The sequence below is a fragment of the Streptomyces sp. S6 genome (assembly GCF_054880855.1).
The window spans coordinates 1-11,492 of sequence record NZ_JBTYMC010000222.1 but is presented as its reverse complement, the minus strand read 5'-3'; the positions used below and the strand labels follow the sequence as shown (position 1 = coordinate 11,492).

At 70.5% G+C, this 11,492-nt stretch carries 6 protein-coding genes and 2 pseudogenes; 3 read left to right on the top strand and 5 right to left on the bottom strand.

Features of this window, described 5'->3' with window-relative positions:
• Nucleotides 1–111: pseudogene (locus ACVNF4_RS25385) on the top strand (response regulator); the annotation flags it as partial.
• Here the strand turns inward: ACVNF4_RS25385 and ACVNF4_RS25380 are convergent.
• On the bottom strand, nt 81–812 hold the full coding sequence (locus ACVNF4_RS25380; RefSeq protein WP_461805189.1) for an ATP-binding protein: 732 nt from the start codon (nt 810–812) through the stop codon (nt 81–83). The pseudogene ACVNF4_RS25385 and the gene ACVNF4_RS25380 overlap by 31 nt on opposite strands.
• Before the next feature lie 98 nt (nt 813–910).
• Nucleotides 911–4,444, bottom strand: a complete 3,534-nt coding sequence (mfd, locus tag ACVNF4_RS25375) for a transcription-repair coupling factor (RefSeq protein WP_461805188.1) — start codon at nt 4,442–4,444, stop codon at nt 911–913.
• Nucleotides 4,445–4,741: 297 nt separating this feature from the next.
• Between mfd and ACVNF4_RS25370 the strand changes: the two genes are divergently transcribed.
• Complete coding sequence (locus ACVNF4_RS25370; protein WP_461805187.1) at nt 4,742–5,131, top strand: RidA family protein; 390 nt, start codon at nt 4,742–4,744, stop codon at nt 5,129–5,131.
• Between the two features lie 452 nt (nt 5,132–5,583).
• Here the strand turns inward: ACVNF4_RS25370 and ACVNF4_RS25365 are convergent, their stop codons facing one another.
• Both ACVNF4_RS25365 and ACVNF4_RS25360 read right to left on the bottom strand, forming a co-directional pair.
• Complete coding sequence (locus ACVNF4_RS25365; protein WP_461805186.1) at nt 5,584–8,166, bottom strand: ABC transporter permease; 2,583 nt, start codon at nt 8,164–8,166, stop codon at nt 5,584–5,586.
• Nucleotides 8,163–8,951, bottom strand: coding sequence for an ABC transporter ATP-binding protein (locus ACVNF4_RS25360; protein ID WP_461805185.1), 789 nt, complete (start codon nt 8,949–8,951; stop codon nt 8,163–8,165). The genes ACVNF4_RS25365 and ACVNF4_RS25360 overlap by 4 nt, the downstream gene beginning before the upstream one ends.
• 441 nt (nt 8,952–9,392) lie before the next feature.
• Between ACVNF4_RS25360 and ACVNF4_RS25355 the strand changes: the two genes are divergently transcribed.
• Nucleotides 9,393–10,886 (top strand): MFS transporter, encoded by a 1,494-nt coding sequence (locus ACVNF4_RS25355; protein ID WP_461805184.1) that lies wholly within the window; start codon nt 9,393–9,395, stop codon nt 10,884–10,886.
• A gap of 53 nt (nt 10,887–10,939) precedes the next feature.
• Here the strand turns inward: ACVNF4_RS25355 and ACVNF4_RS25350 are convergent.
• Nucleotides 10,940–11,492 (bottom strand): annotated as a pseudogene (locus tag ACVNF4_RS25350) (cellulose-binding protein); the annotation flags it as partial.

The window sequence follows — 11,492 nt, the reverse complement described above, 5'->3', positions numbered from 1 at the left end:
GTCGTCGGCGAGGCGGCGGACGGGGAGCAGGCGGTGGCCCTGGCCAGGGAGTTGAGGCCGGACCTGATCCTGATGGACGTTCAGATGCCGCGCCTGGACGGCGTGTCGGCGCCCTCCGCCCGCGCGGTGACGTCGGCGAGCGTGCGCCCGTCGTACCGGACGAGCGCGGCGGCCTGCCGCAGATGCAGCGGCTGCCCGCCGACAGCCGTCAACAGCCTTCCCACGACGGCGAGTTCCGCCCCGGACAGGGCCCGCCCGAGATCCCGGGCGAGGAGCGCGATCGCGGCCCCCTCGGAGAGCCCCTCCAACGCGTACGACTCACCCGCCGCCCCCAGCGCGGGAGTTGCCGAGCCGATGACCAACGCGCAGCCCCGCAGCGCCTGTTGGAGGTAGCCGAGCTGCTGCGGGGTGTAGGAGACGTCGTCGAGGACGACGGTCCCGTCGACGGCGGCGAGGAACCGGGCGCAGTCCTCGGTACTGAACCGGACAGGCCCCTGCCAGGCGTAGAAGCTCCGCATGAGGTCCTGGACGAGGTCCTCCAGGGCGGTGGCGCCGACCCGGACGTACACGGCCTGCGGCACGTTCCGCAGCAGGGTCGTCTTGCCCGCCCCGCAGGGGCCGGTGAACTCGACGGCCGTACGGGGCCGGACGCGGGCGAGTTCGCCCGACCGCCCTACCAGGTACGGGAGTTGGGCCGGTCCGACCGGGCTGCGGCGGTACGGGATCGCCGTCGTGGGGGCCACGCGGGTGAGGCGGGCGCCGTGGCGGCCGGCCGGAGAGACGGAGAGGTTGCCGAAGACGACAGTGTTCATTCCTCCCCCTGGAATGAACGGGGCACCTGACAGGTGCCGGTGTGTCCAGATTCGACCCGCCACCGGCACCTGTCAAGAAAGCCCGCTATGTACGTTTCCTACGACCCCAGCACGGTCGCCAGGAACTCCCCCACCCAGCCCAGCAGTTCACGCCCGACGAGCGGCTTCCCGCCCACCTTCGCGGTCTTCGGCCTCGGCACCAGCACCTGATGCGCCGCCGGTTTGATCACCGTCCCCGGGTACAGCCGCTTCAGCCGCAGCTCCTGCGACTCCCGCAACTCCACCGGCGCGAACCGGATGTTGGTCCCCTGGAGGACGATCTCCCCGACCCCGCACGCCCGCGCCAGCATCCGCAGGCCCGCCACGAGCAGCAGGTTCTCGACGGGCTCCGGCAACTTGCCGTAACGGTCGGTGAGTTCCTCGCGGACGGCCCTGACGTCGTCCTCGGAGTTGGCCGAGGCGATCGCCCGGTACGCCTGGAGGCGCAGCCGCTCGCCCGGCGCGTAGTCGTGCGGGACGTGCGCGTCGACCGGCAGTTCGATCTTGACGTCGAGGGGCGCCTCGTCCTCGATCTCGCCGTTCTCCAACTGCTTGCGGTAGTCCGCGACGGCCTCGCCGACCATCCGGACGTACAGGTCGAAGCCGACGCCCGCGATGTGCCCGGACTGCTCGCCGCCCAGCAGGTTGCCCGCGCCCCGGATCTCCAGGTCCTTCATGGCGACGTACATGCCGGCGCCCATCTCGGTGTGCTGGGCGATCGTCGCGAGGCGTTCGTGCGCCGTCTCGGTGAGGGGCTTCTCCGGCGGGTACAGGAAGTAGGCGTACCCGCGCTCACGGCCACGGCCGACTCGCCCGCGCAACTGGTGGAGTTGGGAGAGGCCGAAGGTGTCGCCGCGCTCCACGATGAGAGTGTTGGCGTTGGAGATGTCGATGCCGGACTCGACGATCGTCGTCGACACGAGGACGTCGAACTTCTTCTCCCAGAAGTCCACCACGACCTGTTCCAGGGCCTGTTCGGACATCTGGCCGTGCGCGGTCGCGATGCGCGCCTCGGGGACGATCTCGCGCAGCCTCGCCGCCGCGCGGTCGATCGACTCGACCCGGTTGTGGATGTAGAACACCTGGCCCTCGCGCAGGAGTTCACGCCGGATCGCGGCGCCGATCTGCTTCTCCTCGTAGGGCCCGACGAACGTGAGGACCGGGTGGCGCTCCTCCGGGGGCGTGGTGATCGTCGACATCTCGCGGATGCCGGTGACGGCCATCTCCAGCGTCCGGGGGATCGGGGTCGCGGACATCGTCAGCACGTCGACGTTCGCGCGGAGCTTCTTCAGCTGCTCCTTGTGCTCGACGCCGAACCGCTGTTCCTCGTCGACGATGACGAGCCCGAGGTCCTTGAACTTGGTCTCGGACGAGAACAGCCGGTGCGTGCCGATGACGACGTCGACGGCGCCCTCGCGCAGGCCTTCCAGGGTGGCCTTGGACTCGGTGTCGGTCTGGAAGCGGGACAGCGCGCGGACGTTGACGGGGAACTGCGCGTACCGCTCGGAGAACGTCCCGAAGTGCTGCTGGACAAGGAGGGTCGTCGGGACGAGCACGGCGACCTGCTTGCCGTCCTGGACGGCCTTGAAGGCGGCCCGCACGGCGATCTCGGTCTTGCCGTAGCCGACGTCGCCGCAGATCAGGCGGTCCATCGGGACCGTCTTCTCCATGTCGTCCTTGACCTCGGCGATCGTGGTGAGCTGGTCCGGGGTCTCGGCGTACGGGAACGCGTCCTCCAGCTCGCGCTGCCAGGGTGTGTCGGCGCCGAACGCGTGCCCGGGGGCGGCCATCCGCGCGCTGTACAGCTTGATGAGGTCGGCGGCGATCTCCTTGACGGCCTTCTTCGCGCGCGCCTTCGTCTTCGTCCAGTCGGCGCCGCCGAGGCGGTGCAGGGTGGGGGCCTCGCCGCCGACGTACTTGGTGATCTGCTCCAGCTGGTCCGTCGGGATGTACAGGCGGTCGCCGGGCTGGCCGCGTTTGGCGGGGGCGTACTCGACGACCAGGTACTCGCGGGTGGCGCCCTGGACGGTCCGCTGGACCATCTCGATGTACCGGCCGACGCCGTGCTGTTCGTGGACGATGTAGTCGCCCGGCTCCAGCGTCAGCGGGTCGATGCTCTTCCTCCGCCGCGCTGGCATGCGCGCGCCGTCCTTGCCGGCCGCCTTCTGGCCCGACAGGTCGGTCTCGGTGAGGACGGCCAGCTTCAGCGCCGGGTCGACGAAGCCGTAGTCGATCGAGCCGCACGCCACGTGCACGACGGACGGTTCGATGGCGCCGAGTTCGATGTCCAGGCGCGCGGCGATGCCCTCGCCGCCGAGGACCTCGACGGTGCGGGACGCGGGGCCGTGCGCCTCGGTGACGAACACCGTGCGCCAGCCGTCGGCCAGCCAGCCCTTGGTGTCGGCGAGGGCCTTCGCGGTGTCGCCCCGGTACGTCTCGGGGGCGTGCATGGACAGCTTCAGGGTGTCCGCGTCGAGCTCTTCATCGGCCGCGAACGGCGACACCGACCACCACATCATGTCCAGCTCACGCGCGCGGTCCCGCACATCGGCGATGGACCACAGGGAGGCCGCGCCGACGTCGATCGGGGCCTCGCCGCCGCCCGCCGTGGCCGCCCAGGAGGCGTGCAGGAACTCCTGGGAGGTCGCGACGAGGTCGGAGGCGCGCGTCCGCACGCGTTCCGGGTCGCAGACGACGGCCATCGCGCCCTTGGGGAGGACGTCGATCAACAGCTCCATGTCGTCGACGAGGACCGGCGCGAGGGACTCCATCCCCTCGACGGCGATCCCCTCGGCGATCTTGTGCAGCAGCTCGCCCAGCTCGGGGTGTTCCTCGGCGAGGAGCCGCGCGCGCTCGCGCACGTCCTCGGTGAGCAGGAGTTCCCGGCAGGGGGGCGCCCACAGCCCGTGCTCGGCGACCTCAAGGGACCGCTGGTCGGCGACCTTGAAGTAGCGGATCTCCTCGATGTCGTCGCCCCAGAACTCGACGCGCAGGGGGTGTTCCTCGGTGGGCGGGAACACGTCCAGGATCCCGCCCCGGACGGCGAACTCGCCCCGTTTCTCGACGAGTTCCACGCGCGCGTACGCGGCTGCCGCGAGGGCCTCGACGGTCTTGTTCAGGTCGGCCTGCCGGCCCGTCCGCAGCGCGACCGGCTCCAGGTCCCCGAGCCCCTTGACCTGCGGCTGGAGCACGGACCGCACGGGCGCGACGACGACCGACACGGGGCCCGTCTCGGGGTCGTCCACGCTCGGGTGCGCCAGGCGTCTGAGCACCGCGAGGCGGCGCCCCACGGTGTCGCTGCGGGGGCTCAGGCGCTCGTGCGGCAGCGTCTCCCACGAGGGGTACTCCGCGACGCCGTCCGCCGGCAGCAGCGACCTCAGCGCCGCCGCCAGGTCCTCCGCCTCCCGGCCCGTCGCCGTCACGGCCAGCACGGGCCGGCCCGACTCCCGGGCGAGTGCGGCGATCGCGAAGGGACGCGCCGCCGGTGGGCCGACCAGATCGACATGCGTCCGGTTCCCGTCCGCCGCCGCGCGAACGGCTTCGGACAGGGCGTTGTCCTTCAGAACGGCGTCTAGCAGACCGTGCAGGCTCATGGGCTCTTTCCGGTGAGGGGGTGGGCTTCGGGGCGATACGGGCAACACCGACCACCCGACGCGTGTCACGGGCCGGGGGTCATCCAGCGTACGACTTGCCGCCGACAACCGCCGGGCCTGTGGACAACCACCGGGATGTGGACACGGGCGTCACCCTCCGCCCTGGGCAGTGCACGGCTCCCCGATTGACGCCGTGCTCCTGACAATGGCCCTGACCTGTGTGGTCACCTCGGGGTTCCCGGGGCACCAAAAAGTGCGTTCTTCCACGTCAGAGGAGGTTTCCCTACGGTCCTCGGTATGACCGTCACCCTGCACGACCCCGAGGGCCTGCCCACCATCGACGTCTACCACCAGGTCTCCGTCACCTCCGGCACCCGCACCGCCTACCTCGCGGGCCAGGTCGCCTGGGACACCCCCGCCGACCTGACGACCCAGGTCGAACAGGCCTACCTGAGCGTCGCCACAGCCCTCAAGGGCATCGGTGGCTCCCCCACGGACATCGCCAGACTCACCGTCTACGTCGTCGACTGGACCCCCGACAAAATGCCCGCCCTCCTGAAGGGCCTCGCCCAAGCCACCACCCACCTGGGCACCGCCCACCGCCCCCCGGCCACCCTGATCGGCGTCGCCGCCCTCGACGTCCCTGAACACCTGGTGGAGATCGAGGCGGTCGCGGTACTGGACTGACGCCCGCGAGGGGATCGGCGAAGGTGCGGCCGTTCCCGGGGACCAGGGTGTCCGTGCGGTTGCGGACGCTGATCGCGCCTCGGAGCAGGAGGTGGCACTCGCCGTTGTCCAGGTCGCCGAGCTCCGGGGCACCGGACTGCTCCGAGCGGTGGAAGAAGGTGCCGGTGGCGGCCTGGGCCGTGCCGACGGGCAGGGCGCGGCCGGACGCCCGCGCCTGGTCCCGTCCCTGAACCAGCCCCACCGAGGAAGAAGCTGCGGAACTCCTCCGCATCCAGGCCTAGCGAGCCGAACAGACCGAAGAAGCCCGGGAGTTGCGCCTCCCATGGGAACGCCGAAGGGCCCGCGCGGGAAAAACCCGGTGCCGGGGAGCCTTTACAGCTCCCCGGCACCGGGTCTTCCTCCGCAACCCCCGTATGCGGTGGCCTAGTTCCCCCTTTTCGGAACCGCCCGGATCAGTCCGTGGCGATCGCGTTCAGTACGTTCATCCGCCCCGCCCGGAACGCCGGGACCAGCGCCGCGAAGAGGCCGACGAACGCGGACCCGATGAAGACGCCGCCGATGGTGGGCCAGGGGATGTCCAGGACGCCGAGCCCCTGGAGGGCGAGGAGTTTCTGGGCGGTGGCGCCCCAGCCCATGCCGAGGCCGAGACCGAGGAGCGCGCCGAACAGGGCGATGACGACGGACTCCATGCGGATCATGCGGCGGAGCTGTCGGCGGGAGAGGCCGATGGCTCGCATGAGGCCGATCTCGCGGGTGCGTTCGACGACCGAGAGGGCCAGGGTGTTCACGACCCCGAGGACGGCGACGATGATCGCGAGGGCCAGCAACCCGTAGATCAGGTTGAGGAGTTGGCCGATCTGGTCCTTCAACTGCTGCTTGTAGTCGGTCTGGTTGCGGACCTCGTACTGCGGGAAGTCGTGCAGGGACGACTTGAGCGCGGTGTACGCGGCGTCCTGCTGCCCCTTCTCCGCCGTGGCGAAGACGATCACGTCGAGGGGCATCTTCTCGGCCGGCACGTACTTCGCCATGGTCGATATCGCCATGTACATGGCCCCGGAGTCGAGCGCGACATCGCTCTTGGTGATGGCGCGGACGGTCAGGTTCGCCGTGCGCCCGTCCTTGAAGGCGACCTTGACCGTGGAGCCGAGGCGGATGCCGTGGTCCTTGGCGTACTTCTCGTGGACGGACATGGAGTCCGGCTTGTAGGCGTCGTGCAGGTTGCCCTGGACCGTCTGGACGCGCAGGTCGTCGGGGTAGGTGGGGGACGCGGCGTTGACCTCCGTGTCCTTGGTGACCTTCCCGTCGGGCGTGGTGAAGTCGGCCTCGTTCAGTTTGTACTCGGTGACCCGCTTCAGCCCCGGCGTCTTCTTGATCACGTCGACGGCCTGCTGGGTGATGTTCTGCTCGTTACGGGGCTGGATGATGAAGTCGGCGCCGACGCTCTTGTCGAGTTCCTCGGTCGCGGAGGCCACCATCGAGGAGCTGACGACGGAGAGGCAGGCGACCAGCGCGAGCCCGATCATCAGGGCCGCACCCGTAGCCCCCGTACGCCTCGGGTTGCGCAGCGCGTTGCGCTCGGCCATCCGCCCCACCGGCCCGAAGGCCCGCAGCAGGACGGCCCCCAGTACCCGTACGACCCCGCCCGCGAGGAGCGGTCCGACGATGACGAACCCGAGGAGCGTCAGGACGATCCCGAGCCCGAGCCACAGCGAGCCCTGGCCGGCCTTGTCGGCGCTGCCCGCGAGGTAGAGGGCGAACCCGCCGGCGCCGGTCAGCACCAGCCCGATCACGCCCCGCACCAGGCCCGCCCTGCCGTCGGCCGGGGTCCCGGCGTCCCGCAGAGCGGCCATCGGGGAGACCTTCCCGGCGCGGCGGGCCGGGAGGTAGGCGGCGAGGACGGTGACGACGACGCCGAGGACGAGCCCGAGGGCGGGGGTGGTCCAGGCGACGGTCAGGTCGTCCGTGGAGAGGTTCATCCCGGCGGAGCTCATGAGCTTCATCAGCCCGACGGCGACCCCGATCCCGGCCCCTACCCCTAGTACCGACCCGACGACCCCGAGGAGGAACGCCTCGACCAGTACGGACCGGTTGACCTGCTTGCGGGAGGAGCCGATGGCCCGCATGAGGCCGATCTCCCGAGTGCGCTGGGCGACCAGCATCGAAAAGGTGTTGATGATGAGGAAGATGCCGACGAGGAAGGCGATCCCGGCGAACCCGAGCATGGCGTACTTGAGGACGTCCATGAACGTGCCGACCTGCTTGCGGTTGGCGTCGGCCGTCTCCTTGGCCGTCTGCACCTTGTGCGTCCCGGCGCCGAGCGCGGCGGTGACGTCCTGCTTGAGCTGCTCGTCGCTGACCCCTGCCGCCGCCGTCACGTTGACGCTCGTGTAGACGCCGGTCTGCCCGACGAGCGTCTCCTGCGCGGTCTTCGTGTCGAGGTAGAAGATCGCCGCGCCGGGGTTGGTGACCTGGAACTCGACGATCCCGGAGATCTTCGCGGTGTGCGTGCCGACGGCGCTGATGACGCCGATCTCGTCCCCGAGTTTGAGGTCGTGCTTGTCGACGGTGTCCGCGTCGACCATCACCTGGTCGGGACCCTTGGGGGCCGACCCGGAGGTGATCTTCATGGTGCGGGCGTCGTTGGCGTTCCAGTTGCCGACGATCGTCGGGCCGCCGCCGTTCGGGGAGAGGCTGTCCTTGTCGGCGTCCACGACGGTCACCGAGGTCGAAGCGACCCCGCCCTCGGCCGACTTGACGCCCTTCGCCTTGCGGACGGTGTCGACGACCGACGCCGGCATGACGAGCGGCTTGCCGTTGCCGGTCTTCGTCTGCCCGGTGTCGGAGGCGCCCTTGGGGCTGACCGTGACATCGGAGGAGGTCGCCGCGAACAGCTTGTCGAAGGTGGTGGACATGGTGTCGGTGAACACCAGCGTCCCGCAGACGAACGCGACCGACAGCAGCACGGCTGTCGCGGAGAGCGCCATTCGCCCTTTGTGCGCGAAGAAGTTGCGCATCGAGGTCTTCATGACGGTCATGACGTGCGCCCCCGGGCGTCGAAGTCCTTCATGCGGTCGAGGACGGTGTCGGCGGTCGGCCGGAGCATCTCGTCGACGATCCGCCCGTCGGCGAGGTAGAGCACCCGGTCCGCGTAGGACGCGGCGACGGGGTCGTGGGTCACCATGACGATGGTCTGGCCGAGTTCGTCGACGGACCTGCGCAGGAAGCCCAACACCTCCGCTCCGGCACGGGAGTCGAGGTTCCCGGTCGGCTCGTCGCCGAAGATGATCTCCGGGCGGGCCGCCAACGCCCGTGCGACGGCGACGCGTTGCTGCTGGCCGCCGGAGAGCTGGTTGGGACGGTGCTTGAGCCGGCCGGCGAGGCCGACGGTCTCCACGACCCGTGCGAGCCACTGCTTGTCGGGCTTGCGGCCCGCGATGTCCATCGGCAGCGTGATGTTCTCCAACGCGCTCAGCGTGGGAAGGAGGTTGAACGCCTGGAAGATGAACCCGATGCGGTCGCGCCGGAGTTGGGTGAGCTTCTTGTCCTTCAGCCGGGTGATCTCGGTGTCGTCGAGGTAGATCTCGCCGGAGCTGACGGTGTCGAGCCCGGCCAGGCAGTGCATGAGCGTGGACTTCCCGGACCCCGAGGGGCCCATGATCGCGGTGAACTCCCCCCGCACGATGTCCACGTCGACATGGTCGAGCGCGACGACGCGGGTCTCCCCCGACCCGTACGCCTTCACGACCTGCCGCCCCCGCGCGGCGACGGCCGTACGCCCTCCGGAACCCCCGTGCCGGGGAATGGTCACGGCCGATGTCATGGCAAGTCTCCTATGTCGGTCATCAGTTGAGACGCGGGTGCCCGGCGTCTCCTTGTGCTGCTCGGTAGTTGCCCAGTGGCGTTGCTCGGTGGCTACGACGACGAGTCTCGTCCCCATGGGGTGCCCGGCACATTGGGGCCGGTCACCCTTCTTCCCGGGGGGTTAACCCCACCCCGTCGGCGTAAAGCCAGATTAAGGAGCGACCCGGCGACTTCTCGTCCTCCGTCGGTACGAGCCCTCCCCGAGACGTAGTACGGAGATACCCCTAGGGGTCCTCCACCGAGGGGTGGAGGGGATTTCAGGGCTCTCTCCACCCTGACCGCCCCCCGGAACTCCACCCTCCGGCGCTCAAAGGCTGCACCCTGCCGCGACGTGAGGGTCAAGTGAGAAGCTGAACGGCGGCAGATAGATGCAAGGGGCACGGGATCTTGGGGAGCGGCAGTGGCGGAGAGCGTTCGACCGGTCATACCTGAGACCAGGGGCCGTACCACCCCCGACCGGCGGGGCGCGGTGGTCGCCGCGCTCATGCTGTCGATGGCGCTGGCCGCCCTCGACTCCACGATCGTCTCCACCGCCGTCCCCCAGATCGTCGGGGACCTCGGCGGCTTCTCGGTCTTCTCCTGGCTCTTCTCCGGCTACCTGCTCGCCGTGACCGTCACCCTCCCGCTGTACGGGAAGCTCGCCGACACCTTCGGCCGCAAGCCGGTCCTCGTCGTCGGCGCCTCGGTGTTCCTGCTGGGCTCCCTGCTGTGCGCGTCCGCCTGGAACATGGGTGCGCTGATCGCGTTCCGGGTCGTGCAGGGGCTCGGCGGCGGGGCGTTGCAGGGGACCGTGCAGACCCTCGCCGCCGACCTCTACCCGTTGGACCAACGACCAAGGATCCAGGCGAAGTTGTCGACCGTGTGGGCGGTGTCGGCGGTCGCCGGACCGGCGGTGGGCGGGCTGCTCGCCGCGTACGCCGACTGGCGGTGGATCTTCCTCGTCAACGTCCCTGTCGGCGCGGTCGCGTTGTGGCTGATCGTCCGTCATCTCCATGAACCGGCGCGGGAGTTGGCGAAGGCTCGCGTCGACTGGGCGGGCGCTGTCGCCGTGTTCGCCTGCGGGGGCGTCCTGTTGACGGCTCTCGTGCAGGGCGGGGTCGCCTGGGCGTGGCTGTCGGCGCCGTCGCTCGGGCTGTTCGGGGCAGGGCTCGCGCTGGTGGCGGTCGTGGTCGTCGTGGAGCGCAGGGCCGTCGAGCCGATCATCCCCGGGTGGGTGTGGCGGCGGCGGACCATCGCCTCGGTCAACCTGGCGCTGGGCGCGCTGGGCCTGCTGATGGTGGCGCCGACCGTGTTCCTCCCGACGTACGCGCAGTCCGTCCTCGGACTCGGGCCCGTCGCCGCCGGGTTCGTCCTCTCCGTCTGGACCCTGAGCTGGCCCGTCTCCGCCGCGCTCAGCCAGCACGTCTACCGCCGGATCGGCTTCCGTGACACGGCCCTGCTCGGCATCGGCCTCGCGGCCCTGATCCTCCTCGCGTTCCCCTTCCTCCCCTACCCCGGCTCCGCCTGGCAACCCACCCTGCTGATGCTCCTGCTGGGCGCCGCCCTCGGCCTCTTCCAACTCCCGCTGATCGTCGGCGTTCAGGCGACTGTCGGCTGGGGCGAGCGGGGTACGGCCACCGCGTCCGTCCTCTTCTGCCGCCAGACCGGTCAGACCGTCGGCGCCGCCGTCTTCGGCGCGATCGCCAACGGCGTCCTCGCGGCGCGGCTCGGGGGTGGCGATCTCGACTCCGTCACGCGGGCGTGGGGGGCCGGGGGTGCTCCCGAGGGGGTCCGCCGGGCGGTGGCGGACGCCGTGCATGCCGTGTACTTCGGGGCGGCGGCAGCGGCGGTGGTCGCGTTCGTGGCGTTGCTGGTGGTGGCGCCTCGGAGGTTTCCGGTCATACCCGAGAAGTAGCTCTCAGGTCACCCGTACCTGAGGGGTACTTCCACAGAGCTACCTCCACGGAGTTACTCCACCGCCCGTCCCGTCAACGCGCTCAAACTGCTCCGCACGTAGTCCATGTGCGCCCGCACATCGTCCCAACGCTCCCCGTGCTCCCGCAGCACCCGTTCCGTCTCCCGGGCGATGCGGTCGGTCTGGTGGCGGGCGTCGGCGAGAAGAGCGGCAGCGTGGTCGCGGGCGCGGGACTGGAGGTGGTGGGCCGATTTCTCCGCCTCCGCGTAGGCGTCGCGGGCCTCGGAGAGGGCGGCCTCGGCGCGGGCGACCAGGTGGGAGTAGTGGGCGTCCAGGGCGCGGGCGCGGTCCGTGGCGTCCCGGTCGACGGCCTCCGCGCGCTGCGCCTGCTCCTGTTCCTGCCGCGCGAACAGCACGTCCGTCCGCCGTCGCACCTCCCGCAGCCCTTCGAGCGCCGCCCCGCGCCCCTCCTTCACCCCACGCCGCGCCGCCACCCGGATCTCGTCCGCTTCAGCACGCGCTTGCGCAACTCGCTGCCGCCCCCGCTCCTCCGCCTCCGCGAGAACCGCGCGCGCCGCCGCCTCCGCCTCCTCCCGGACGACGACG

What these genes read in the sequence shown, in the direction of transcription:
- mfd (WP_461805188.1), bottom strand. Translation starts at nt 4,444, where the DNA reads ATGAGCCTGCACGGTCTGCTAGACGCCGTTCTGAAGGACAACGCCCTG.
- ACVNF4_RS25370 (WP_461805187.1), top strand. Translation starts at nt 4,742, where the DNA reads ATGACCGTCACCCTGCACGACCCCGAGGGCCTGCCCACCATCGACGTC.
- ACVNF4_RS25380 (WP_461805189.1), bottom strand. Translation starts at nt 812, where the DNA reads ATGAACACTGTCGTCTTCGGCAACCTCTCCGTCTCTCCGGCCGGCCGC.
- ACVNF4_RS25360 (WP_461805185.1), bottom strand. Translation starts at nt 8,951, where the DNA reads ATGACATCGGCCGTGACCATTCCCCGGCACGGGGGTTCCGGAGGGCGT.
- ACVNF4_RS25365 (WP_461805186.1), bottom strand. Translation starts at nt 8,166, where the DNA reads ATGACCGTCATGAAGACCTCGATGCGCAACTTCTTCGCGCACAAAGGG.